Origin of the sequence: Roseateles sp. L2-2, assembly GCF_050613215.1 — a bacterium.
GTDB classification, from domain to species: domain Bacteria; phylum Pseudomonadota; class Gammaproteobacteria; order Burkholderiales; family Burkholderiaceae_C; genus Roseateles; species Roseateles noduli.
Genome location: NZ_CP192509.1, coordinates 4,257,326 through 4,281,968 on the forward strand (window position 1 = coordinate 4,257,326; position 24,643 = coordinate 4,281,968).

The 24,643-nt window shown below is 69.6% G+C and carries 20 protein-coding genes and 1 tRNA gene; 11 read left to right on the top strand and 10 right to left on the bottom strand.

All coding sequences use genetic code 11. The annotated features are described in order from the left end of the window. Positions 1-14: 14 nt before the first annotated feature. From ACQZ13_RS19045 to ACQZ13_RS19070, 6 genes are all read left to right on the top strand, one after another. On the top strand, positions 15-1,178 hold the full coding sequence (locus ACQZ13_RS19045) for an NlpC/P60 family protein (RefSeq protein ID WP_431047116.1): 1,164 nt from the start codon (positions 15-17) through the stop codon (positions 1,176-1,178). Positions 1,179-1,257: 79 nt separating this feature from the next. Next, positions 1,258-2,715 (top strand): hypothetical protein, encoded by a 1,458-nt coding sequence (locus ACQZ13_RS19050; RefSeq protein ID WP_431047118.1) that lies wholly within the window; start codon positions 1,258-1,260, stop codon positions 2,713-2,715. A gap of 88 nt (positions 2,716-2,803) precedes the next feature. Beyond that, positions 2,804-2,879, top strand: a tRNA-Ala gene (locus tag ACQZ13_RS19055). Positions 2,880-3,177: 298 nt separating this feature from the next. Beyond that, on the top strand, positions 3,178-4,476 hold the full coding sequence (locus tag ACQZ13_RS19060; RefSeq protein ID WP_431047120.1) for an ABC transporter substrate-binding protein: 1,299 nt from the start codon (positions 3,178-3,180) through the stop codon (positions 4,474-4,476). Beyond that, positions 4,473-5,192: a response regulator gene (locus ACQZ13_RS19065; protein WP_088408256.1), complete on the top strand. Its 720-nt coding sequence runs from the start codon at positions 4,473-4,475 to the stop codon at positions 5,190-5,192. The genes ACQZ13_RS19060 and ACQZ13_RS19065 overlap by 4 nt, the downstream gene beginning before the upstream one ends. After that, positions 5,182-6,657 carry an ATP-binding protein gene (locus ACQZ13_RS19070; RefSeq protein ID WP_431047122.1) on the top strand — a complete coding sequence of 492 codons (1,476 nt, stop codon included), beginning with the start codon at positions 5,182-5,184 and terminating at the stop codon, positions 6,655-6,657. Before ACQZ13_RS19065 ends, ACQZ13_RS19070 begins: the two co-directional genes overlap by 11 nt. A gap of 86 nt (positions 6,658-6,743) precedes the next feature. Here the strand turns inward: ACQZ13_RS19070 and ACQZ13_RS19075 are convergent, their stop codons facing one another. Together ACQZ13_RS19075 and ACQZ13_RS19080 are read right to left on the bottom strand one after the other, a co-directional pair. Next, the gene (locus tag ACQZ13_RS19075) at positions 6,744-8,087 is read right to left on the bottom strand and encodes a sugar MFS transporter (protein WP_431047124.1); all 1,344 of its coding nucleotides are present in this window, start codon (positions 8,085-8,087) and stop codon (positions 6,744-6,746) included. Between the two features lie 15 nt (positions 8,088-8,102). Beyond that, positions 8,103-10,751, bottom strand: a complete 2,649-nt coding sequence (locus tag ACQZ13_RS19080) for a TonB-dependent receptor (RefSeq protein WP_431047126.1) — start codon at positions 10,749-10,751, stop codon at positions 8,103-8,105. A gap of 584 nt (positions 10,752-11,335) precedes the next feature. On the opposite strand from ACQZ13_RS19080, the gene ACQZ13_RS19085 reads away from it, so the two are divergent. The 4 genes from ACQZ13_RS19085 to ACQZ13_RS19100 all read left to right on the top strand — a co-directional run bounded on the left by ACQZ13_RS19085 (position 11,336) and on the right by ACQZ13_RS19100 (position 15,670). Further along, positions 11,336-12,073 carry an endonuclease/exonuclease/phosphatase family protein gene (locus ACQZ13_RS19085; RefSeq protein ID WP_431047128.1) on the top strand — a complete coding sequence of 246 codons (738 nt, stop codon included), beginning with the start codon at positions 11,336-11,338 and terminating at the stop codon, positions 12,071-12,073. Next, positions 12,070-13,446 carry a cardiolipin synthase ClsB gene (clsB, locus tag ACQZ13_RS19090; RefSeq protein ID WP_431047130.1) on the top strand — a complete coding sequence of 459 codons (1,377 nt, stop codon included), beginning with the start codon at positions 12,070-12,072 and terminating at the stop codon, positions 13,444-13,446. Before ACQZ13_RS19085 ends, clsB begins: the two co-directional genes overlap by 4 nt. After that, a complete protein-coding gene (locus ACQZ13_RS19095) occupies positions 13,443-14,393 on the top strand; it encodes a lysylphosphatidylglycerol synthase domain-containing protein (RefSeq protein WP_431047132.1) in 951 nt (316 codons plus the stop codon). The genes clsB and ACQZ13_RS19095 overlap by 4 nt, the downstream gene beginning before the upstream one ends. A gap of 164 nt (positions 14,394-14,557) precedes the next feature. After that, on the top strand, positions 14,558-15,670 hold the full coding sequence (locus tag ACQZ13_RS19100; RefSeq protein ID WP_431047134.1) for an alpha/beta hydrolase: 1,113 nt from the start codon (positions 14,558-14,560) through the stop codon (positions 15,668-15,670). 10 nt (positions 15,671-15,680) lie between these two features. Here ACQZ13_RS19100 and ACQZ13_RS19105 read toward each other — a convergent pair whose 3' ends face one another. The 7 genes from ACQZ13_RS19105 to ACQZ13_RS19135 all read right to left on the bottom strand — a co-directional run bounded on the left by ACQZ13_RS19105 (position 15,681) and on the right by ACQZ13_RS19135 (position 22,488). Next, on the bottom strand, positions 15,681-17,003 hold the full coding sequence (locus ACQZ13_RS19105) for an MgtC/SapB family protein (RefSeq protein WP_431047136.1): 1,323 nt from the start codon (positions 17,001-17,003) through the stop codon (positions 15,681-15,683). Positions 17,004-17,142: 139 nt separating this feature from the next. After that, on the bottom strand, positions 17,143-18,045 hold the full coding sequence (locus tag ACQZ13_RS19110; RefSeq protein WP_431053292.1) for an ATP-binding cassette domain-containing protein: 903 nt from the start codon (positions 18,043-18,045) through the stop codon (positions 17,143-17,145). 13 nt (positions 18,046-18,058) lie between these two features. Beyond that, positions 18,059-18,889, bottom strand: coding sequence for an aliphatic sulfonate ABC transporter permease SsuC (ssuC, locus tag ACQZ13_RS19115; protein ID WP_431047138.1), 831 nt, complete (start codon positions 18,887-18,889; stop codon positions 18,059-18,061). 1 nt (position 18,890) lies between these two features. After that, a complete protein-coding gene (ssuD, locus tag ACQZ13_RS19120; RefSeq protein ID WP_431047140.1) occupies positions 18,891-20,072 on the bottom strand; it encodes an FMNH2-dependent alkanesulfonate monooxygenase in 1,182 nt (393 codons plus the stop codon). A gap of 84 nt (positions 20,073-20,156) precedes the next feature. Then, on the bottom strand, positions 20,157-21,140 hold the full coding sequence (locus tag ACQZ13_RS19125; RefSeq protein WP_431047142.1) for a sulfonate ABC transporter substrate-binding protein: 984 nt from the start codon (positions 21,138-21,140) through the stop codon (positions 20,157-20,159). Positions 21,141-21,181: 41 nt separating this feature from the next. Beyond that, positions 21,182-21,793 (bottom strand): NADPH-dependent FMN reductase, encoded by a 612-nt coding sequence (gene ssuE / locus ACQZ13_RS19130; RefSeq protein WP_431047144.1) that lies wholly within the window; start codon positions 21,791-21,793, stop codon positions 21,182-21,184. A gap of 92 nt (positions 21,794-21,885) precedes the next feature. Then, on the bottom strand, positions 21,886-22,488 hold the full coding sequence (locus tag ACQZ13_RS19135; protein ID WP_431047146.1) for a TetR/AcrR family transcriptional regulator: 603 nt from the start codon (positions 22,486-22,488) through the stop codon (positions 21,886-21,888). Positions 22,489-22,611: 123 nt separating this feature from the next. Between ACQZ13_RS19135 and ACQZ13_RS19140 the strand changes: the two genes are divergently transcribed. Further along, complete coding sequence (locus tag ACQZ13_RS19140; protein ID WP_431047148.1) at positions 22,612-23,937, top strand: outer membrane protein transport protein; 1,326 nt, start codon at positions 22,612-22,614, stop codon at positions 23,935-23,937. Between the two features lie 154 nt (positions 23,938-24,091). On the opposite strand, the gene ACQZ13_RS19145 is transcribed toward ACQZ13_RS19140, so the two are convergent. Next, on the bottom strand, positions 24,092-24,583 hold the full coding sequence (locus ACQZ13_RS19145) for an Lrp/AsnC family transcriptional regulator (protein WP_431047150.1): 492 nt from the start codon (positions 24,581-24,583) through the stop codon (positions 24,092-24,094). Positions 24,584-24,643 lie beyond the last annotated feature (60 nt).

Sequence of the window (24,643 nt, forward strand, 5' to 3'; positions counted from 1 at the left end):
AGCTCCAGCGCGCCATGGCCGCACTGGGGCTGATCTGCGTCTTCGCGAGCGGTAGTTGCTGGGCGCAACAGTCGACGTCGTCCACCACCGAGTCGCAGGACAAGCCGAAGGCGCAAGCCAAGGCGGCGCCGGCCAAGGCAGCAGCCAAGCCGGCGGCAAAACCTGCCACCAAGAAGACCGCTGAAGCGAAGTCGACGACCAAGTCCGCGAAGGACGGCAAGGACGCCAAGTCCTCGAAGCAGGTCGCGAGCAAGGACGCCGGCAAGGACAAGAAGACCAAGGCCGACGAGGACAAGTCCCCGTCGACCGAGATCGCCACCGAGAAGACCGTTGCCGAGAAGGCGAGCGCCGACAAGGTCGCTTCGGCCAAGCCGGAAACGAAGAGCTCGGACAAGGTTGCATCGGTGAAGACCGAAGCGAGGGACGCCAAGTCCGAGGCCGCTCCGCCCGCCGGCACGATGATGGGCGCCTACGGCCAGAGCCTGATGCGCTCGCCGGCGGCCGCGACCGCCGCCGTGACGACCGTGGCTGCGGCGGGCACCGCTGCCGCGCTGGTCGCCCCGACCGCAGCCGCCGCCAACAACACGACACCGACGGCGACCGCCTCGCTGCCGCCGACCGCCCTGATGGGTGCTGCCGCCGGTAACGCGAACGCCAGCGAATCCGTCGCCCGTTTCCTGCAGCAGCGCGGCATCGTCGCGCAGGCGCAGACGTCCTCGCCCGCGACGCCGGGCGCCGACGCCCCCGCCCCGGGCCTGCTGAACCGCGTGCGCGACAACGCCTCGGACCTGGTCCTGTCGGCGATGAACTTCCTGGGCGTGCCGTACAAGCGCGGCGGCAACTCCGTCAACAACGGCTTCGACTGCAGCGGCTTCACCCGCCACATTTTCGAGATGAGCGTGGGCCTGGTGCTGCCGCGTCGCGCCGACGAGCAGGCCAAGCTGTCCAGCCTGGTGCCGATCAAGAAGGAAGACCTCAAGCCCGGCGATCTGGTCTTCTTCAACACGATGCGCGCGACCTTCTCGCACGTCGGCATCTACGTGGGCGAAGGCAAGTTCATCCATTCGCCGCGCGTCGGCGGCGCCGTGCGCGTCGAGGACATGCGCGAGGCCTACTGGGCCAAGCGCTTCACGGGCGCGCGCCGCGCCGACCTGAACCAGGCCAATCCGGGCACCTGAGCAAGTCCTGACACGGGACCGTGTTGATCCCGGCTATGCTGCGCCCCAGCGCCGTCCGCCGCGATCCTCGCGATCCACCTTGTCCGCCGTCCTCGATCCCGCCCTGACACCGCTGCACCGAGTCCCCGACCAGATGGGGCAAGCCCTGCTGCTGGCGGTCCTGCTACATGTGCTGCTGCTGGTGGCGATCGGCAACGCGCCCGGCGGCACCGCCAAGCCCGGCGAAGGCGTCTGGGGCCCCTTGAACGTGCGCCTGCAGGGTGACCGCTACGAACCCGGCTCAGGCGAACCCGCCATCGTGATTCCCGAGCGCGGACCGGTCGGCGACGCCAAACAGCCACGCTCCGGCGGCGCGGTGCGGGAACGACCGCCGACTCTGGAAGAACAGAAGACGCCCGGCGCCGCGCGCCAGGGGCAATGGCGGCAACAGCCCGGCGATGAACTGACCGGCGACGCGCCTGCGGATCGCAGCGCGCCGCCGGCCGCCACGACGCCGGCGCCCGCGCCGACACGGACGCCTGCGCCGCCGCCTCCGGCACCGACGCCAGTGCCCGCACCGGCCCCTGCACCCTCGCCGGCGCCGCCGACGCCAACCCCGGCGCCTGCGCCCTCACCGTTGCCAGCGGTCGTGCCGTCGCCGTCCCCAGCGCCGACACCGACGCCAGCGCCAGCCGTCGAACCCGCGCCCGCGATCACGACGCTGACCACCCCGGGCGAGGCCACGGTGGCGGCACCCACGCGCATCGCGCCCGCCGCGCGCGAGACCACACCGACGCGTCCGGCGGCTCCGACGGAGGCCCTGCAGGCGCCCTCGCCGACCTTGCAGTTGCCGGAGCGCCCCGCGCCCATCCTCAGCGAGACGCCCACGACGGTCAGACGCCTCGATCGTTCGCCGATCGAGCGGACGACGGCTCCGCCCGTGCCGACGGATCTCAAGGCGCCCGCCGAGCTTCCGCCGTTGACGCCGGCGCCGGCCGCAGCGCCTCAACCGGCACCGACGCCTGCGCCTGCAACGCCGGTGGCGCCGCCGACTCCTACGCCAGCGCCCGCGCCCGCCCCGACGCCGACGCCAAGCCCCGCTCCGACGCCTCCCGCAACGACTGCGCCGACACCCGCACCGACCGCGGCACCAACGGCGCAACCGCGCGTGTCCACCACGCCGTCACCGACGCCGACGCCCGCGAACCGGATCTCGCTCGACGGCTCGACCACGCCGACGACGACGCAACCCAGCGTCGGCGCGCCGGACGCGGGCGCGCGCACCGGCCATGACGTGGCGACACCGGCCTCGACGCCGCCGAACGCGCCCAAGCTGAACCTCGACATGAACGCGGCGCGCGGACCGATGCGCCCGCGCGGGCTGCCGTCGGGCGTGATCTCCGCGGTGCCCAAACCGCCGGAAGAGAAAGACCCGCTCGCCGACAAGATCCGCGAAGCCGGCCAGCAGGAATGCCGCAAGGCCTACGCCGACAAGGGCCTGCTGGCGGTCGTTCCGCTGGTGCGGGACGCCGCGCGCGACAAGGGCTGCCGCTGGTGAGGTCCGCAGCGCGTTGTGCGAACTCCATGCCAGTTCCAGCCGGCCAGGCGGCATTCGTGAAATCTCTGCTATAGTCGATGTCTTCGTTGGGGGGGTAGCTCAGCTGGGAGAGCGTCGCGTTCGCAATGCGAAGGTCGGGAGTTCGATCCTCCTCCTCTCCACCAACAGATCCGGAAGGGGTCGCACCGAAAGGCGCGACCCCTTTCTCTTTGGCCGGACCTCTTTGGCGCGGCGGCTTCCGGTTCCGCGAGTTCCTAGAGAACGGCCGGCGCGTCGTGGGCCGGACGGCCGAACTTCCTTGCGCGCGCCCGACGCCAGCGCCTCGCGGTAAAGCCCCAATCGCCATCCGAAGGCGCGCTCAAGACAATCCACGCCTCCCTGCAGCCGGCGGCGTCCTTGAGTCACACAACATTACAGTGGTCGTACAAAACGCAAGGTGGGCGCGCCTGGGCAACCCGCAAGATGCGACGCATGGTGGCGTCGGCGGTGTTGCCCTGGAGTTGCGCGGTCCTGGCGGCCGGCCCGGCCGTGGCCGCCCCGCCCGTCGACGGCGCGCGTGAGCTGAACGTGCTGCACTGGTGGACCTCCGCCAGCGAGCGGGCCGCGGCCAACCACGTCGCCGCGCGCATGGCCGAGAACGGCTTGAAATGGGTCGACGGCGCGGTCGCCGGCGGCGGCGGCGGCCCGGCCATCAAGGTGCTGAACGAACGCATCCTGCGCCGCATGGCGCCCCAGGTGGCGCAGCTCAACGGCGCGTCCATGAACGAGTGGGCCGACATGGGCCTGCTGCTCGAACTCGACGGCGTGGCGGCCAGACGCAACTGGTCCTCGGTCATGTTCCCGCAGGTGATGGCCCAGGTCACCGTGCGCGGCCACATCGTCGCAGCGCCGTTGGGCATCCAACGCATCAACAACCTCTACCTGAACAAGGCCCTGCTCAAGCGCCACGGGATCGAGCCTCCGAACGACTGGGACGGCCTGGAGCGCGCCGCGATCAAGCTGCGCGCGGCCGGCGTCACGCCGGTGGCCTTCAGCGACGAGCCCTGGCAGGTGGCCACCGTCTTCGAGGCGCTGCTGCTCAGCGAAGCCGGCCCCGCGCTGTACCGCCGCATGCTGGAGCAGCGCGACCTCAGCGCCTTCGAGGATCCCGCCCTGGAGCGCGCGCTCAGGCGACTGCGCAACTGGCGCAACCTCGCGCTGCCCGCCGGCGGCGCGGCGCCCGGCGAGCGGCCCTGGACCGAGGTCGTCGCCGACTTCGCCAACGAGCGCAGCGCCATGATGATCATGGGCGACTGGGCCCGCGGCGAGCTCGGCACCCTGGGGCTGGAAGGCGAGCGCGACTTCACCTGCAAGGCCGTGCCGGGCACCGCCCAGGCCCACCTCTACAGCATCGACACGCTGGCCATGCTGAGCGGCAACGGCGGCAGCCAGGCCGATCAGGAGAAGATGGCCGAGCTGCTCGGCAGCGCCACGCTGCAGCTGGGCTACAACCGCATCAAGGGCTCCATCCCCGTGCGCCGCGACGTGCCGGTGGACGAACTGGACCCCTGCGCGCAGGCCTCCTTCCACCTCTTCGCCAACCCCGCCACGCCGCGCGTGCCCAGCCTCGTGCACCGCATGGCCTTCGGCGAGATCGGCAAGAACGCGATCATCGAAACCGTCCACCGCTTCGCGCTGGACCCCAGCCAGACGCCCGCCGCCGCCCAGCGCAAGCTGCAGGGCCTGCTGCGCGCGCTGAGTCCGAGGAAAGCCGCCCCATGACCCCGAGAAAAATCCTGATCGTCGACGACGACCAGAAGATCCGCAGCCTGCTGAAGACCTACCTGGAGAAGAACCAGTACGAGGTGCTGCTGGCCCACGACGGCGCCAGCTTCATGGCGGAGTTCGAGCGCCACCGCGACGAGATCAGCCTGTGCATCCTCGACGTCATGCTGCCCGACACCGAAGGCTTCACGCTGTGCCAGTCGGTGCGCCGCCGCTCCGAGGTGGCGGTCATCATGCTGACCGCGAGCGCGGACGAGACCGACCGCATCGTCGGCCTGGAGCTGGGCGCGGACGACTACCTCGGCAAGCCCTTCAACCCGCGCGAGCTGCTGGCGCGCATCAAGGCCATCACGCGTCGCACCGGCCAGGAGAAGACCCGCGAGCCGCGCTACTACGCTTTCAACGGCTTCACGCTGGACCTGCTGGAGCGCAGCCTCGTCGACCCCGACGGCACGGCCACGGCGCTGTCGGGCATGGACTTCCAGCTGCTCAAGCTGCTCGTCGAACACCCCGGCGAGGTGCTGGACCGCAGCCGCCTGGCCGAGGTCACGCGCGGACGCGACCTGGGACCGCTGGACCGCTCGCTGGACGTGCAGGTGAGCCGCCTGCGCCAGCGCCTGCAGGACGACGGCAAGCAGCCCGCGCTGATCAAGACCGTGCGCGGCTCGGGCTATGTGTTCTCGACGACCGTGACGCCGCGGCATGCGCCGTGAATCCGCCTGGCAGCGCGCCCGCAAGTTCCTGTTCGACAGCCTGCAGGGCCGTTTCGTCCTGGCCATGCTGGGCGGACTGGCCCTGGTGCAGCTCACGGTCAACCTCGTCTGGTACAGCCAGATCGAGCAGCGGGTGCGGCGCCAGACGGAGCTGGCCGCCCATCATGTGACCAGCGGCGCGATGGGGGCCGTGCGCGCCTTGCGCGAACTGCCCGCCGCCTACCGGCCCCTGCTCATCGAGCAGCTGCGCACCATGGGCGGCACGCGCTTCCAGGTGTTCTTCAACAACGCCGCGGTGACGGTGACGCCCCTGCCCGACCAGGCCATGGCGCGCATGCTGGAACAGCGGGTCACCCAGGAGCTGACGACCCAGCTCCCCCCGGGCACGCCGGTGCGCGTCTCGCTGGCCTCGCCCGTCGGCCTGGCGGTGTCGCCCAGCGGCGCGCTGCTCAGCGATCTGCCGGAGAGCTGGGTGGAACCCTCGCTGATCGCCGTCGAGCGGCCCGCGCCCTTCCTCGTCATCCAGGCCGAGACCGAGCCGGGGACCTGGCTCTATCTCAGCAGCACCCTGCCCGATCCCTACTACCTCGAACAGCTGGAGTTCTTCACCTGGCAACGCCTGACCCCGCAGCTGATCGCGCTGGGCCTGGCCGTGCTGCTGACGCTGATCGCCGTGCGTGCGATCACGCGGCCGCTGGCGGGTCTGAGCCACGCAGCGGCCCTCGTGGGCCGGCGCGTGGCGCCCAAGCCGCTGCGCGTCAGCGGCACGCAGGAGGTGCGTCAGGCCATCGAGGCCTTCAACGACATGCAGGAGCGCATCCGCCGCTACATCGGCGATCGCGAGCGGCTGTTCGCGTCGATCTCGCATGACCTGCGCACGCCGATCACGCGGCTGAGGCTGCGCAGCGAGCTGCTGGACGACACCGCCGTGCAGGACGAGTTCCACGAGGACCTCGACGAGCTGGACATGATGGTGAAGACCGCCCTGCAGATCGTGAAGGACACCGACATCCACGAGAACCGCGCGCCGCTGCGCATCGACCTGGTGCTGCAGAAGATGGTGCGGGACGCGCGCATGGGCGGACACACGATCGAGCTGCAGAACGAGCCGCTGACGGTGGTCGGCAAGCCGCTGGCGCTCAAGCGCGCGCTCGGCAACCTGCTGGACAACGCGATGTTCTACGGCGACGCCGCGCAGGCCGTGGAGGTCAGCGTGGGCAGCGACGAGGCGGGACTCGTGCTCGTCACGGTGCGGGACCGCGGGCCCGGCGTGCCCGACGGCGCCCTCGCCCGCCTGGGCCAGCCTTACACGCGGCTGGAGCACGGTGCCAGCCTCCGCAAGGAAGGCCTGGGGCTGGGGCTGTCCATCGTGCGCGAGATCGTGGCCGATCACGGCGGCACGGTGCGCTTCCGAAATCATCCGTCGGGCGGATTCGAAGTGCGCGTCGCACTTCCTGCAGGCTGAGCCCTCACTGCCGTACTGCCACCGCCGCTGGCCCTCACCCCTGCCCTCTCCCGCAAGCGGGAGAGGGAGAAAGAATGGCGCCGCCGTCACCACTTCCTGAGGCGACTCCCGAACAGGGCGTAGAGCAGGATGAGCGCGTACCACGGCAGCATGACCCAGTAGCCGAGTTGCGGGCTGGTCACATCGGCGAGATGGCCGTAGAGCATGGGGATCAGCGCACCGCCGGCGATGCCCATGATGAGCAGCGCCGAGCCGGCCGCCGTGTACTTCCCCAGACCCTCCAGCGCCAGCGGCCAGATGGCCGGCCACACCAGGGCGTTGGACAGGCCCAGCAGCGCCAGGAAGAACACCGTATCGGGAACGGCGGGGACGCCCGCCCAGCCCAGCAGCACCTGCGAGACACCGGTCGACGTCGGCGACGACAGCGCGACGCCGAGCACGAAGGCGATGCCGCCCGCTCCCGAGAGAATGAGCGCGGTGCGCTGCGACATCCACTTCGGGATCAGCGCCACGCCCAGCAGATAGCCCAGCACCATGAAGCCCATGGTGTACGAGGTCAGCACCCCGTAGTGCGCCACCCCGAGTTCACGACCATAGAGCCCGATGGTGTCGCCCGCGATCACCTCCACGCCGACGTAGCCGAACAGCGCGATCGCGCCGAGCACGACCTGCGGATGCTGGAAGACGCCCCAGGGCTTCACCCCGTCCGAAGACGCGCCCGAAGACGCACCCGACGGCGCATCGTCCTCATCCAGATCGGGCTCGCGCAGCGACGAGAAGTGGATCAGCGCCATGAAGACCAGCAGCCCCGCCGCCATCACCGTGTAGGGCACGACCAGGCGCTGCGACAGCTCGTTGCGCAGCGCCTCGCGGCCGGCGGCGTCCAGCGCCGCGAGCGCGGATTCGGAGAACCGTTCCATGCCCGACAGGATCAGCGCCGAGAACACCAGCGGCACGACGATGCCGGCCCCTTTGTTGAAGAGGCCCATGATCGAGATGCGCATGGCCGCGCTCTCGCGCGAGCCGATGCAGACGATGTAGGGGTTGATCGCCGTCTGCATCAGCGTCATGCCGCTGGCCAGCGTGAACAGCGCGACGAGGAAGATCGCGTACTGGCCCGAGCGCGCCGCCGGGATGAAGGCCAGCGCGCCCACGGCCATGACGCCCAGCGCGGCGGTCATGCCCTTCTTGTAGCCGATGCGTGCGAGCACGGCCGCCGACGGCAGCGCCATCACCGTGTAGGCGATGTAGAAGGCGAAGGCCACCCACAAGGCCTGGAAGTTGTTGAGCGCGCAGACGATCTTGAGGAAGGGGATCAGCGAGCCGTTCAGCCAGGTGACGAAGCCGAGGATGAAGAACATCAGCCCGATGAAGAGCATGGGCAGCAGCACGCCCTGGCGTGCGGGGGATGGGAGAGTGGTGGTGTGCATGGAGGACATCGATCCTTAGAACTTGGCCCGGACGCCGACGCTGTAGCGCGCGCCGTTCTCGTACATGCCGACGGGGATGCCGTCCACGGTGTTGGATTTGATGACCTCGTTGTTGATGTTCACCGCACTGGCGTAGAGGGCGATGTTCCGGGTCACGTCCCAGCTGGCCGACGCGTCCCACTGGCCGTAGGCGGCGTTGACGACCTGACCGCCCATCTCCACGTTGCCGTAGCTCTTGGAGCGGTAGTTGTAGGAGACGCGCAGCGTGATGCCGCCCCGCTCGTAATAGCCGCTGAAGTTGAACTGGTCGCGCGAGTTGCCCAGCACCTTCAGCCGCGGCTGGCCCGCGACGGCGCCGGCCTTGGCGTCGGTGAAGGTGTAGTTCACGACCGTGCCGAAACCGGTGTTGCCGAAGGGCTGCTGCCACTGCAGCTCGAAGCCCTTGATGTCGGCGCCGTTGTCGGCGTTGTAGGGGCGCTCCACGGTCAGCGTCTCGCCGCCCACCTGCTCGGACTTGGATGCCTTGTAGGTGAAGGTGTCCAGCTTCTTGATGAAGAAGGTGCCCGAGACCAGCGCCGCATCGGCGTAGTACCACTCGGCGCCGATCTCGGCCTGGTTGGCGTGCACCGGCTTGAGCAGCGGGTTGCCGGCGTAGCCCTTGGACAGTACCGTGCCGTCGCGGCGCAACCCGGGGCTGAGCAGGTCGAAGGTCTGGCGGGCCATGGCGCGCGACACCGCGCCGCGCAGGACCACCTCCTTGCTGAGGTCGTAGACGACGTTCAGGCTGGGCAGCGCGTCGGTGTAGTTGTGGTCGACGCTGGTGGGCGTGAAGCCGCCGCTGGCGTTGCCCAGGTAGCCCTCCGAGGTCTGCTGGGTGCGCACGACGCGCAGGCCGACGTCGCCGCGGAACTTCGCCACCGCGAAGTCGGCCTTGGCATACACGGCGCCGATCCGCTCGTGGATCTTGTAGTTCTCGTTGAGCACGTCCTTGTAGACCATCGCCTGGTCGAACATCGGGATGCCCTTGCTCGCGACGAGTCCGTCGTCGAACCAGGCGTACTGCCGCAGCGCGTCGGACGTGCCCGCGGCCTGGCTCAGCGACGGCGAGGGACCCGTGGACAGGTCGGCCAGCGAGAACGACTGCCAGCCCGGCGAGCCCGGCCCGGCCGTGCCCTGGATGCGGGTGTTCTTCAGCGTGTTGTCGCGGAACTTCGCGCCGACCTTCACCGCCTTGACGACGGCGCCGTCGATGTCGAAGGTGACGTCGCCCTGGGCGTAGTTCTCCTTGGCGTCCATGCGGCGGATGCGGTCGTCGCCGGACTTGAGCGTCAGCGCGTTCGGGTCCAGCGGATTGATGTCGAGGTACTTCACGCCGTAATGGTCCGGCCCCAGCGAGATCGTCGTGCGCGTGTCGCCTTCCATCCAGAAGTGGCGGTCATGCTTGCTGCCGCCCGAGCTGTTGGTCGTGCCTGCCTGGCCGTGGAGCTGCCAGTTGCCGCCCTGATAGGTGCCGTCGAGGTCGGCCACGCGCGACTTGATGTAGCTCTCGCGATAGATGGGCTCGAAGGACACGCCGGTCTTGGGGCCGAAGGTGCCGCCGACCAGCGCCTTGCTGCCGTCGGCCACGGTGATGAACTTCGGGTCGACGGCGCTGATGACGCCGCCCACCGCCAGGCCGCCGGCCTGCCAGAGGTAGTTCTGGTTGTTGTTGTTCATCTTCATGTCTGAATCCATCAGGTTCAGCACGAGATCGGTAGCCGGGTTGGGCTGGAACTGCAGCGCGAGGTTGGTCGTCGTGCGCTCGCGCTCCTGGCGGAAGATGGCCGAGCCGCCGCCCCAGGAGGCGTAGGCGTTGGTGACGACGCCGTTCTGGTCCTTCACGTCGTACTTGCCGTCGGAGAACTGCTCCAGGCCGTCGCGGCGCATGTGGCGCTTCTGGCTGCTGATGGCCAGCAGCACGCCGAAGGTCTTGGCGTCGTTCTTCCAGTTCAGCAGGCCCGAGAGCTGCGGGTCGGTCTTGCCGGGCAGCTTGCTGTACATGGCCTCGGCGGCGACCTGCACCGTCAGTGGATCCTTGAAAGCCAACGGCTTGCGCGTCTTGACGATGACCAGGCCGCCGATGGAACCTTCATCCAGGTCGGCCGACGGGCTCTTGAAGACATCGAGACTGCCGACGATCTCGGAAGGCAGCACGTCGTAGTTGAAGCTGCGCGTCTGCGGCTCGTTCAGCCACCACTCGGAAGACGCCACGGCCTGGCCGTTGAGCTGCGTCATGTTGAGGTTCTTGTCGGTGCCCCGCACGAAGATGGCCTTGCCCTCCCCCCAGATGCGGTCCACCGAGATGCCGGGCACCCGCTGGAGCGAGTCGGCCACGTTCTTGTCGGGGAACTTGCCCACGTCCTCCGCGCTGATGCTGTCGACGATGCTCTGCGCCTCGCGCTTCTCGGCCAGGTTCTTCTTCAGCGTGGCCCGCACGCCGCGGACCTCGACGGTGTCGAGCTGGTTCGCTTCCTGCGTCTTCGCTTCCTGCGCATGGGCGGCACCGAATGCCGCGGCGCCGAGCGCCAGGCTGATGAGCCTGGGCAGCAGAAGCGGTCGGGGCGCCGGCCGGGATTGACGCTCGAACTGAGACTTCGGAAGACGCTTGGGGAGAGGCTGGTCCACGTAGATGCTCCTGGGCAACGAGTGCCCGCAATCTAGTGGCGCGGCCTCTGTCCGGCGCGGCGCGTTGCGCTTTGCAGGACTTCATTGCACCGACGTTACGTTGGCGCAAGACAGGGTCAGGTCGAGGCCGCTTTGCAACCGCCTTGAAAGGCTCTTGCCGCCCCTTTTCCCTTGTCGGACGCGTACGGCACGCCATACCGCCTAGTCCCCGTTCCGAGCACGGCTGGAAAGATTGCGCAACCCGGGCCCGGAATCCCCCGAACGAGCGGTGGGACTCCGTCCGACGCGATTGCGGCGCGGCGTCCGACAGGTCTAGTATTGATCGCTCCCACCCGGTGATCCGGGCCACGCGGCCCAGGGATCCGGGAGCCCGCCGCAAGTCGACACTGCCATCCCGGCACTGCCAAGCGGCACCGCCACCAGGAGCACCCCATGCTTGAACTGATAGGCGCGATTCTCGTGGGCGCATTCGCCCTCACCTTCGGGGTCCTGTGCGTCGGACCCATGATCCTCCAGGGCGACGACCGCTGACGCCTCCTTCCGTCGAGGCGCGGTGACGGGAACAAGGCTTGCCTGGGCAAGCCATGAAATTCACCGTCCTCACCGTCAATCTCCACAAGGGTTTCGGCTTCTTCAACCGCCGCTTCATCCTGCACGAGCTGCGGGAGGCGGTGAGGGCCGTGTCCGCCGACGTCGTCTTCCTGCAGGAAGTCCTCGGCGAGCATGAACTGCATGCGGCCCGGGTGCCCACCTGGCCGCAGACGCCCCACTACGAGTTCCTCGCGGACAGCCTGTGGAGCGACTTCGCCTACGGCCGCAACGCGGTCTATCCGCAGGGCCACCACGGCAACGCGCTGCTGTCCAAGTTCGCGATCGCGCGGCACACCAACCACGACGTCTCGGTCGAAGGCCCCGAGCGCCGCGGCCTGCTGCACAGCGTGCTCACGCTGGCCGACGGCCGCGAGCTGCACGCGATCTGCGTCCACCTGGGCCTGCGCGAATCGCACCGTCAGCGCCAGGTCGAGCGCCTGTGCCAGCTGATCGACAGCCTGCCGCCGGGGGATCCGGTGATCGTCGCCGGCGACTTCAACGACTGGCGCCAGCGCGCGCACCGGATGCTGAGCCGTTGCGCCGGCCTCGCGGAGGTCTTCGTGAAGTCCTACGGCGCGGCGGCGCGCACCTTCCCGGCGCGGTTCCCGCTGCTGGCGCTGGACCGCATCTATGTGCGCGGCGCGTCGGTGCAGCACCCCATCGTGCTGCCGCGCCGGCCCTGGTCGCACCTGTCCGACCACGCGCCGCTGGCGGCGGAGATCCGGCTGTGAAGCGCCCGGACTGGAGCGCCGGCAACCATCTCGAGCTGCTCGAGAACGGCGAGGAGTTCTTCCCCGCCGTCTTCGCCGCGATCAAGGGCGCGAAGCACGAGGTGATCATCGAGACCTTCATCCTCTTCGAGGACAAGGTCGGCCTGGCGCTGCGCGAGGTGCTCATCGCCGCCGCGAAACGCGGCGTGCGCGTGGACATGACGGTGGACGGCTTCGGCTCGCCGGAGCTGTCGATGAACTTCGTGAACGGGCTCACCGACGCGGGCGTGCGGCTGCATGTCTTCGACCCGCCGCCCAAGCTGTCGCGCCGGCTCAAGCCCTTCCGCCGGCTGCATCGCAAGATCGTCGTCGTCGACGGCGAGACGGGCTTCATCGGCGGCATCAACTACTCGGCCGACCACCTGATCGACTTCGGCCCCGAGGCCAAGCAGGACTATGCGGTGCGCGTGCAGGGACCGGTCGTGGCGCAGCTGCGGCGCGTGACGGGGGAGATCCTCGCGACCGCGACGCCGCAGACGCGCTCCGCCGGCCCGACCGCGCAGCGCCGCTGGTGGCGCAGCCGCGCGCAGGAACCGCGCACGAGCAATCCCTCCACCGGCAGCGGCGCGGCCACGGCCGGCCAGGCCAAGGCGGTCATCGTCACCCGCGACAACCACCGCCACCGCGACGACATCGAGCGCATGTACCGGCTCGCGCTGCACGCGTCACAGCATGAGGTGATCATCGCCAACGCCTACTTCTTCCCCGGCTTCCTGCTGCTGCGAAGCATGCAGCGCGCCGCGCGCCGCGGCGTGAAGGTCCACCTGATCCTGCAGGGACAACCCGACATCGCGTGGGCGCGCTGGGCGGCCCAACTGGTCTACGACCGGCTGATGCGCGCCGGCGTGCAGATCCACGAGTACTGCGAACGACCGATCCATGCCAAGGTCGCGCTGGTCGACGATCACTGGGCCACGGTGGGTTCGAGCAACCTCGATCCGCTGAGCCTGTCGCTGAACCTGGAGGCCAACCTCATCGTCGAGGACCGCGCATTCAACCGCGCGCTGCGCGACAAGCTGCTGCCCTTGATGAAGAGCCAGTGCAAGCTGCTGAAGATCGAGGAGACCAACGCGCATCGCTGGTGGTGGCGGCTGGGCATGGGCGCCTTCGTCTTTCACGTGATGCGCCACTTCCCGCGCTGGCTGGCGCGATTGCCGCGACAGGCGCAACCGGTGATGCCGGTGGCACAGACGCCGGTGGTCGTCAGCGCGTCGCAGTTGCCGGACGCCGAGGCCTGGCAGTGGCAAGGCGTCTCCCTGTCTGTCACTCCCGGCGCTTCCGGCACTTCCTGCACTTCCGGCGCGGCATGCCTGCGCAAGGAGACCGCCGAGTGAGTGCGACGCCCACGCCGGACGCCGCGGGGCGACACCCGGCGCGCTGGCGTTGGGGCCGATGGCTGAGCGGCGTGTTCGCGGTCGCCGTGGTGGCGCTGCTCGCCTGGGCCGCGCGACAGGTCGACTGGGACGAGGTCGGCGATGCGTTGCGTCAGCTGCCGGTCGGCGTCCTGATCGGGGGCGCGGTCTTGTGCGCGCTCAGCCACCTGATCTACAGCGGCTACGACCTGATCGGGAAGCGCTGGGCGCACCACACGATCCCGACTCGTCGGGTGATGTTGATCACCTTCATCAGCTACGCGTTCAACCTCAACCTGGGCTCGCTGGTCGGCGGCGTCGCGATGCGATTGCGGCTCTATGCGCGGGAGGGCTTGAGGCATCCGGAGCCCGCGAAGATCCTCGCGCTGAGCATGGCCTCGAACTGGCTCGGCTACGGGCTGCTGGCGGGCGGGCTGTTCCTCTTCGGCTGGCTCGAACCGCCTCCGGAGTGGCAGATCAGCGCCACCGCGCTGCGCGGCCTCGGCGCGCTGATGTGGACCGTCGTCGCCGTCTATCTGGCGCTGTGCGCGTTCTCGCCGCGACGCGATTTCCGGCTGCGCGGCCACGACTTCTTCGTTCCCAGCCTGCGCCTCGCGCTGATGCAGCTGGCGATCTCGTCGGCCAACTGGCTCACGATGGGCGCGGTGCTGTGGGTGCTGCTGCAGCAGGGCGTCGACTACGGCCACACCTTGTCGGTGCTGCTGGTCGCCGCGGTGGCCGGCGTCATCGCGCACGTGCCTGCGGGCCTGGGCGTGCTCGAAGGGGTCTTCGTCGCCTTCCTCGGCCCGACGCTGGGTCACGGCCAGGTCCTGGCCGCGCTGATCGCGTACCGGGCGCTGTACTACCTCGCGCCGCTGTCGATCGCGGCCGTCGCGTACTTCGTGCTGGAGGCGAAATCCAGGAAGTAGCAGCCTCCTGTATGACTCCCTCTCCCGCTTGCGGGAGAGGGCGGGGGTGAGGGCCAGCGGCCTCGGCAGTGAGCCACCTCCTGCGAACCCGGGCACCCGCCTTGCTGAGCCCTCCGCGAGCATCCGCATCCGGATGCACCGCACCGCTCAACAAGGACGTCGCCATGCCCCACCTCCGATTCCAGATCGCCGCGCTGAGCGCGCTGCTGCTCACCCTGCCCTTCGTGCATGCCGCCGACGAGGCCGGCAAGGGCACGGGCAACGAGCAGCCCGGCAAGGTCAAGACCGCCATCGCCAAGACCATGGGCCGGATCCGCCTCGACGGCGACATGCTCGCCGTGCTGAAGGCCCACGAGGGTCTGCGGCCCAAGGCGATCGAGAAGATCGACGTCGCCGCCGCACGCGCCAACCCGACCATCGCCGACGCGGTCAACGCGCTGCTGCGCAAGAACGGCAGCAGCACGGATCCCGCGCAGCTCGTGCCCGGCGTGACCAGCATCGACGGCACCGTGCAGGGCGCCGCCGGCATGATCCCGGCGCGCTTCTACACGCCGGCCGGTCCGGGCCCCTTCCCTGTCGTCGTCTACTTCCACGGCGGCGGCTGGGTCATCGCCGACAAGCAGGTCTACGACGCCAGCGCTCGCGGCATCGCCAGGCAGGCGCAGGCGGTCGTGGTCTCCGTCGATTACCGCCAGGCGCCGGAGCACAAGTTCCCCGCCGCCTGGGACGATGCGCTGGCCGCCTACAAGTGGACGCTGGCCAACGCCGCCGGCTTCAAGGGCGATGCGAGCCGCGTCGCGCTCGCGGGCGAGAGCGCCGGCGGCAACCTCGCGCTGGCCACCGCGATCGCGGCGCGCGACGCCGGCCTGCAGAAGCCCGCGCATGTGCTCGCCGTCTACCCGGTCACGCAGAGCAGCCTCAACACCGAGTCCTACCTGGAGAACGCCGCCGCCCAGCCGCTCAACCGCGCGATGGTGGAGTGGTTCGTCGACAAGCTGCTCGACAACAAGGACCAGCTCAAGGACTGGCGCCTGAACCTCGTCGACGCCAAGCTCGCCGGCCTGCCGTCGGTGACGCTGATCAGCGCCCGCGTGGATCCGCTGCGATCGGACAGCGCCAAGATGGAAGACGCGCTGAAGAAGGCCGACGTGCTGGTCGAGCGCCGCGACTACGAGGGCGTCACCCACGAGTTCTTCGGCGCCGCCGCGGTCGTCGAGAAGGCCCGCAACGCGCAGGCCTTCGCCGGCGAACGGCTGCGCAAGGCGTTCGGGAACTGAGGCACCGGGCTCAGCCGCCGTTGGGCAGCAGGCTGGCGATCAACGGCGCGACCAGTTCGCGCAGGAGCACGCCGAGTCCGCCCGCCACCGCGATGGCCACCATGGCCAGCGCCAGGCGGGCGATGAGGCGCCGGTGGCCCGTCTTCAGGATGAACGACAGGCTGAAGGCCAGGCTGGTCATCGAGGCCAGCACCGCGCCGTTGGCCGCGACGTCGAACCCGATCGCGCCCTGCGCCGCCATGCTGGCCGCGGCGGCCACGGCGCTCGCGCTGGACAGCAGGCCGCCGATCACCGTGACCAGGTAGAAGCCGCCCTCGCCGAACTCGCGCTGCATCAGCCGGCCCACCACGTGCAGCGCCAGGAACAGCACGCCGTAGCGCAGCGCCACGGGCAGAGAGAACGGCAGTTCCAGCTTGATGTCGGTGACGTCCTCGACGGCCGCGCCGTTGCGGCGCGACAGCAGGCTCAGCACCACGAAGCCCGCCGCCGACAGCACCATGAAACCGAAGGCCGCCGCCGCGTTCACGAAGGCCAGCGGCGTGAGGATCAGCAGCAGCACCGCGTTGCGCATCACCATCGCGGCGACGGCCACGAGCACCGCGCGGTACGCGCCTTCGGCGAAGCGGCCGGACGTCTCGCGCACGCGGGTCGCCATCTCCACCACGGTGAAGTTGCTGTTGACCAGACCGCCGAAGAACGCGGACAGCTCCGCGCCCTTGGAGCCGTAGAGCTTCCACAGGATGTAGTTCACGAAGCCGATGCTGGCGATCAGGATCACCGTCACCCAGGCCGCGCGCGGCTCGATGAGATGCCACGGTCCGATCGGTCCTGCGGGCAGCGCCGGGTAGATCACGATCGCCAGGATCGCGAGCAGCAGCGCGGAGCGGACCTCGCCCTCGGTCAGGCCCATGGACAGGCCCGAGAGGCGCTCCTTCCACGCCAGCAGCGCGGTCGTGCTGACCATCACCGCCGCCGGGGTCACGGTGTGCCCCAGTCCGCAGAGGATGCCCGCCATGCAGGTCACCAGCATGGCCGCCGAGGTGGTCAGCTCCGGCCCATGCCCGCCGCGCATCGTGTGGACGTTGAGCGGCACCGCCAGGCCCGCGGCGAGCAGCAGGCTCAGCAGCGCGTAGTGCTCGCCCAGCGAGCCGCCCAGCGCTCCCAGCAGCGCGATGAAGCCGAAGGTCCGCAGGCCGGCTTCCTTGCCGCGCCGTTCCCGCTCAAGACCGAGCAGCAGCCCCAGGGACAGGGCGAGTGCAAGGCGGATCAGGATTTCGAGATAGGGCCACTCGGCGTTGGGCAGTGGCGTCGATGTCGGAAGCACTGGCGTCATTCGACCCAGCGTACCGCAACCCGCCCCGCTCGCGAAGGGCGCGACCCCCGCCTCGGGTGTGCGCAAGATGGCCGCGCAAGGCCGTCGGTGTTGCGAAGGCCCCCCGGCCCTTCAACCACCGACGGCCCGCGCAGCGCTCTTACACCGCCCAGCGCAACATCGGCGCGGCGACGGAAAGGGAAGCAGGTTCGTGAGCCGGTTCAGGCTCGCGACCCGGCGTGCTGAGCACGCGGTCAAGCAGCCGCTGCTCCAGCGCCGCGAACGAGGCGTCGCGCCGGCGCGGGCGCGGCAGGTCGACACGCAGGTCGAGCGCCAGCCGCCCGTCCTCGATCAGCAGCACACGGTCCGCCAGCGCGACCGCCTCCGCCACGTCGTGCGTCACCAGCAGCGCGGTGAAGCGATGCCGCGTCCACAGGGATTCGATCAGCGCCTGCATGTCGATGCGGGTCAGCGCGTCCAGCGCGCCGAGCGGCTCGTCGAGCAGCAGCAGCCTGGGCGCATGGACCAGCGCGCGCGCCAGCGCGACGCGTTGCCGCTGTCCGCCGGACAGCCGCGCGGGCCACTCGCCGGCGCGGTCGGCGAGACCGACCTGCGCCAGCGCCTGCCGGGCGCGGTCGCGCGCATCGGCGCCTTCCAGCCCCAGCGCCACGTTGTCCAGCACGCGCGCCCACGGCAGCAGCCGCGCGTCCTGGAACATGAAGCGCGTGTCTTCGGCGTCGCCGGCCGCGAGCGCGCCGGCGCTCGGCGTCTCCAGCCCCGCGAGCAGACGCAGCAGCGTGCTCTTGCCGCAGCCGCTGCGGCCGATGATGGCGACGAACTCCCCGGGCGCGATGTCCAGGTCGATGCCGTGCAAGACCTGGCGCTCGCCGAAGGACTTGCCCAGGCCGTCCAGGGTCACGGGTTGCCCGCTCAGCTCGCCTTGCCCGCCTTGCCCGCCATTTGGCGACGCCTCGACGGCGACGCGCCGCGTGACCGCCTGCTGTTGCGCCGCGGGCTGCGAATCCTGCCATTCGGTCAGGACGTCGATCTCGGTCACGCTCATCATGTCTTGCCCGTCATGTTTGGTAGCCCGGATGCCAACGCAGCCACGCGCGTTCCAGCGCCTGCGCCGCGACGTCGGCCAGCTTGCCCAGCAGCGCGTAGATCAGGATGCCGACCAGCACCACGTCCGTCTGCAGGAACTCGCGCGCGTTCATCGTCATGTAGCCGATGCCGCTCTGCGCCGAGATGGTCTCGGCCACGATCAGCAGCACCCACATCAGCCCCAGCGAGAAGCGCAGCCCCACCAGGATGGACGCCACCGCGCCGGGCAGGATCACCTGCCGGTACAGCGACCAGCCGCTCAGCCCGTAGGAACGCGCCATCTCGATCAGGTCGCGGTCCACGCCGCGGATGCCGTGGAAGGTGTTCAGGTAGACCGGGAAGAACACGCCCAGCGCGACCAGGAACAGCTTGGCCGTCTCGTCGATCCCGAACCACAGGATCACCAGCGGGATCAGCGCCAGCGGCGGGATGTTGCGCAGCATCTGCAGCGTCGTGTCGAGCGCGGTCTCGGCCCAGCGCTGCGAGCCGGTCAGCAGCCCCAGCAGCAGGCCGAGCCCGCCGCCTATCGTGAAGCCGATGAAGGCGCGACCGGTGCTCACGGCCAGATGCCGCCACAGCTCGCCCGACACCGCGAGTTCCCACGCCGCCTTGGCCACCGACGACGGCGCCGGCAGCACGCGCGTCGACAGCCAGCCCGCCTGCGCGCTCAACTGCCACAGCGCCAGCACCGCCAGCGGCACGATCCAAGGCACCAGGCCCTTGAAGGCGCCGATGCCGCGGCCCGCTGTCGCACCGGCTCTGACCTGGGCCTGAGCCCGGCCCTTGATCGCGACCGTGCTCATCTCAGCTCGCCGCGGCCAGCTTGGCCGGGCCGGGCACGAAGTTGTTGGCGACGATCTCGCCGAAGGGGCCGGTCAGCTTCGGTGCGCTGAGCTTCTCGCGCACGTCCAGCGGCAGCAGCGGGAAGACGAGTTCGGCGAAACGGTAGGCCTCCTCCAGATGCGGGTAGCCGCTGAGCACGAAGTACTCGAGACCCAGCGCGGCGTACTCCTGGATGCGATCGGCCACCTGCTGCGGATTGCCGACCAGCGCCGTGCCCGCGCCGCCGCGCACCAGGCCCACCCCGGCCCACAGGTTGGGCGAGATCTCCAGGCCCGCGCGGATGTTGTTCCTGTCGAAGCGACCGCCGTGCAGCTCCGCCATGCGACGCTGGCCGACCGAGTCCATCGAAGCGAACTTGGCCTGCGCCGCCGCGATCACGTCCTCGTCCAGATGCTTGACCAGATCTCCGGCGGCGGCCCAGGCCTCTTCCTCGGTCTCGCGCACGATGACGTGCAGGCGGATGCCGTACTCCAGCTTGCGGCCCTTCGCTTCAGCGGCCGCGCGCACCTCGCCGATCTTTTCGGCGACGGCCTTCGGCGGCTCGCCCCAGGTCAGGTAGGTGTCGACCTGCTCGGCCGCGAGGTCGATCGCCGGCCCTGAAGAGCCGCCGAAGAACACCGGCGGATACGGCTTGTTGATCGGCGGGTACAGCAACTTGCCGCCCTTGACGCGCAGCTGCTCGCCGTCGAAGTCGATGTCCTCGCCGTCGTGGCTGGCGCGCAGCACGTCGCGCCACACGGTCAGGAACTCGGTGGAGAGCGCGTAGCGCTCCTCGTGCGGCAGGAACAGCCCGTCGCCGGCGAGTTCATCGGGATCGCCCCCGGTCACCAGGTTGACCAGCAGCCGACCGCCGGACAGACGATCCAGCGTGGCCGCCATGCGCGCCGACTGCACCGGCTGCACCAGCCCCGGCCGCAGCGCGACGAGGAACTTCAGCCGCCGCGTCGCCTCGATGAGACTGGCGGCGACGATCCAGCTGTCCTCGCAGCTGCGGCCGGTGGGCAGCAGCACGCCTTCGTAGCCGAGGCTGTCGGCCGCGATCGCAATCTGGCGGTAGTAGTCGAAGTCAGCGACGCGGGCGCCCTTGGAGGTGCCGAGGTAGCGCGAATCGCCGTGGGTGGGGATGAACCAGAGGATCTTCATGGGGGGAAGCTCGTGTAGGGGCCGCGGCGGACGCCGCGACGGAGGGCTTGCGGGGATGGGTGCAGGGCGCGGGTGGCGAGTCGCTTACTTGGCCGCGGTGCGGACCGACTTCGGCAACGCGTCGGCGATGCGGATCGGCTTGGGGATCAGCTTGAGCGCATGGAAGGCGTCGGCGATCTTCTGCTGCTCGGCGGCGATGGCCGGCGTGATCGGCTGGATGCCGTAGGCGAAGCGTGCAGCGGCGACTTCCGTCGTCGCGAGGTCCAGTCCGATCTGCGGCGCGAGCAGCGCGGCGACCGCGGCGCTGTTGTTCTCGGACCAGCGGTCGAGCTTGGCGAGCTCCTCGATGATGGCCTGCACCACCTGCGGGTACTTCTCGGCGTAGCCGCGCTCGGCCAGGTAGAACTGGTGGTTCGCGACGACGCCCTTGCCGTCGGCCACCACGCGCGCGCCGAGCTGGCGTTCCGCCGCGGCCAGGAAGGGATCCCAGATCACCCAGGCGTCGACGGCGCCGCGCTCGAAGGCGGCGCGTGCGTCCGCGGGCGGCAGGTAGACGACGTTGATGTCGGTGTACTTCAGACCCTGCTTCTCCAGCAGCTTGACCAGCAGGTAATGGACGTTGGAGCCCTTGTTCAGCACCACCTTCTTGCCCTTCAGGTCGGCGAGCGTCTTGATGGGCGAGTCCTTCGGCACGATCAGCGCTTCGGCGGTCGGCGCGGGCGGTTGATTGGCGACATAGACCAGGTCCGCGCCGGCGGCCTGCGCGAAGATCGGCGGCGCCTCGCCGACGGTGCCGAAGTCGATGGAGCCGACGTTCAGGCCTTCCAGCAGCTGCGGGCCGGCGGGGAACTCCGTCCACTTCACGGCGATGCCCTGCGCGCTCAGGCGCTTCTCCAGATCGCCCTTGGCCTTCAGCACGGTGAGCGTGCCGTACTTCTGGAAGCCGATGCGGACTTCTGCGGGCTTGGCGGCCGTCTGGGCGCTGGCGACACCGGAGAACAGGCTGAGCGAGGCCGTCAGCGCGGCGACGAAGGCGAGGGCCCCGCGGCGGTCGAGGAAGAGCGTCATGGTGGTTGGTCCTGAAAGGTGAGAAGTCGGTCGGGAGAGGGTCAGAGCACCAGCGCGGGCCGCGAGACCGGCTCGACGGGCTGCGGCGCCGGCACGCGGTCCAGCACCTGCGACGCGCCGGCGAGCAGGCGGCGGGCGATGTCGTCGTTGATGCGGTACTCACCGGCAGCGTCCTTGGCGATCTGCGCGTCGCAGGCGTAGACGCCGTCGACATGCGAGCGCGCCCCCAGCGCCGACAACACCGGCAGCAAGCCGTAATCCAGCGCGAGCAGATGCGCCATGCTCCCGCCGGTGGCCAGCGTCCAGACGCTCTTGCCGGCGAGGCCGTCCTGCGGCAGCAGGTCGAGGAAGACCTTCAACAGCCCGCTGTAGGCGGCCTTGTAGATGGGGGTCGCGAGCACGACGACGCGCGCCTGCGCGACGGCGGCCAGGGCCGCGCGGATCTCGGCGTTCTCGAAGTCGGCGTGCAGCAGCGGCTGCGCCGGCAGGTCGCGGATCCGCAGCGTGCGGGTCGACAGGCCGTGATGCTGGAGCCGCTCCGCCGCGGCGCCGAGCAAGGCACCGGAGCGCGACTTCACGCTGGGGCTGGCGGCGATCAGCAGGACGGGCGAGCCGGGGAAGTCGGTCGTCGAAGCAGTGGCGGAGGCGGTCATGGCGGGGGGAATGAAGCAGGAACCGCCTCATTCTGCGAACCGCCCCTCCCGCGCCGAACGAAGGAGATCGTCGATGCTTAGGCGCTTTGCGGCTATCGCTTGCGCGCGGGCCTCGACGACGCCTTCGCGGGGATCAGCGACGCGAGGATCTCATCGCGGCAGGTCGTCAGGATTTCATCGGCCAGCGGCGAGTCGTCCGGGCAGGCGCGCGACATGACGATCGCGCCGATCGCACGCGCGAACATGCCCAGGCACCGGGTGCGTCGCTCGTCGGCGTCCGCGTGCTCCAGGACGGTGCCCTCCAGGTTCAGCGCTGCGAGCAGACGCTCGACGCCGTCGGCGAACATGCTGCGCACGGCCTCCGGTTGACGCGCCGCATCGCCGCCCAGCGCGGCCATCGTGCAGCCCATCCCGGGCGAGTCGCGATGCTCGCGCGACAGATAGAAGCTGACGAACTCCACCGCCGTCATGCCCGCCGTCTGCTCCGCGGTCTGCGCGATGCCGCAGGCCGCCGACTCCGCCATCAGCTCGGCCTTGGACTGGAACTGCTTGTAGAAGCCCCCGTGCGTGAAGCCGGCCGCGGCCATCAGATCGACGACGCCGATGCCGTCGTATCCCCGCTCCCGGAACACGCTGGACGCCGTCCGGACCACGTGCTCCCGGTTGGCCTGCGCCTGTGCCTTGCTGACTTTCATCTGTCGCCGTGCCTGTGGATGCGTGCGAGACGAGCACTATACATAGATGCCGATCATCATTTAAACGTTGACTTTTTGGATGACAAACATAATCATTGAAGGCCAAGAACAGGAGACAGACGAATGAAGTTGATCGAGGTCCATGCCCGCTCGGTGCTCGCGCTGGTGGCAGGTCTTGCCTGCGCCAGCCTCGGCCATGCCGCGGCCTTCAAGCTCAAGGAGCAGAGCGCCGCCGGACAGGGGCGCGCCTTCGCCGGGTCGATCAGCGAGGGCGGCGATGCCTCCGTGATCGCGAACAACCCCGCCGCGATGACGCTGCTCGACGGGCGCCTCATCCAGGCGGATGCCGCGGTGGTGAACTACTCGGCCAAGTTCGACGGCTCCGGCCGCGACGCGCTGGGCCGCCCCTTGTCGGGCGGGAACGGCGGCGACGCGGGACAGACCGCGGTGGTCCCCTCGCTGTACTTCCATGCGCCGGTGACGGACCGGATCCGTCTGGGCTTCTCCGTGACGGCGCCCTTCGGCTTCAAGACCGAATACGACGACGGTTGGGTGGGTCGCTACCAGGGCGTGAAGACCTCGCTGAAGGTGATCGACGTCGGCGTGTCCGGTGCCTACCAGGTCAGCGACGTCCTGTCGCTGGGCGCTTCCGTGTTTGCGGAGCGACTGGACGTCAAGCTGCGCAACGCCGTCGACTTCGGCGCGCAGCTGGCGGCCTCGCGCGTGCCGGGCTTCCTGCCCACCAGCGCGGACGGCACGCTCGACGTCGAGGGCGACAACACGGAGGTCGGCTACACCCTGGGCGCATTGCTGCGCCCCGTGGACGGCACGACGGTGGGCCTGGCCTACCGCTCCGAGGTCAGGCACAAGGCCAAGGGCGTGGACGCGCGCTTCTCGATTCCCGCCGCGGCGAACGCGGTGCTGTCGGTGGCGGCGCCCAACACCTTCGTGAACACCACGGTGGACACCGAGCTGACGATGCCCTCGTCATGGACGCTCAGCATCAGCCAACGGCTGAGCCCGCAATGGACGGTGATGGCGGACTACTCGCGCACCGCGTGGCACAAGTTCGACAAGGTGGTGCTGGACTTCGCGTCCAACCTGCCCAACCAGACGCTGGAATTCGGCTATCGGGATTCGTCGTTCTACTCGGTGGGCACGGAGTACCGGATGAACGACGCCTGGACCTTGCGCGGCGGCTTCGCTTACGACCAGACGCCGGTCACCGATGCGGTGCGCGACGTGCGCGTGCCCGACGTCAGCCGTCGGTGGCTGTCGCTGGGCGCGACCTGGCGCGCCAGCAAGCAGCTGGCCTACAGCCTGGGCTACACGCATCTGTTCATCAAGGACACCAGCGTCAACCTGACGTCACCGTCGGCGAGCACGCTGCAGGGCACCTACAAGGTGGGCAGCGACATCCTGGCGGTGTCCGCCCAGTACAGCTTCTAAGCGCGCCGCGCCCGCGGCTTTCGCGCCGGTTCCCGCCACGCTTCGCCGGCTCGTGCCGGTGTCGCATCGGCGCGAATCACGATCCAGGGGTTGTCGTGCGTTCGGCACACGACCCATTCGCCTCGGACGGCAACGTCCGGGGCGTTTTTTATCGTCACTGCGTCGCCTGCGGCAGATGCCCGAGCGGCATCTCCGTCTGCGCCTTCACCGTGGCGATGGCGAAGTTGCTGCGGATGTCGCTGACGCCGGGCAGCTTGAGCAGCACGCCGAGCAGGAACTGCTCATAGGCCGGCAGGTCGGTCACCACCACCTGCAGCAGGAAGTCCGATTCGCCCGAGACGAGGTGGCAGGACACCACCTCCGGCAACACCGCGACGGCTTCGCGGAAGGCCGTCGAGGTCACGTCCTGGTGGCGCTCCACCCGCACGCCGACGAACACCGTCAGCCCCAGGCCGACGCCGGCCCGGTCCAGGTTGGCGTGATAGCCGCGGATGACGCCGGTTTCCTCCAGCAGGCGCACGCGGCGCAGGCAGGGCGACGGGGAGAGGCCGACCTCCTCCGCCAGTTGCACGTTGGTCAGGCGGGCGTCGCGCTGGAGCGCCGCGAGGATCCGTCTGTCGAGGTTGTCGAGTTTCAACATTGGCATGAAATGAATCCGATGACTGCTTTCGGAGCAGAGTATGCCAATCCAGGCGGTCTCGACGAC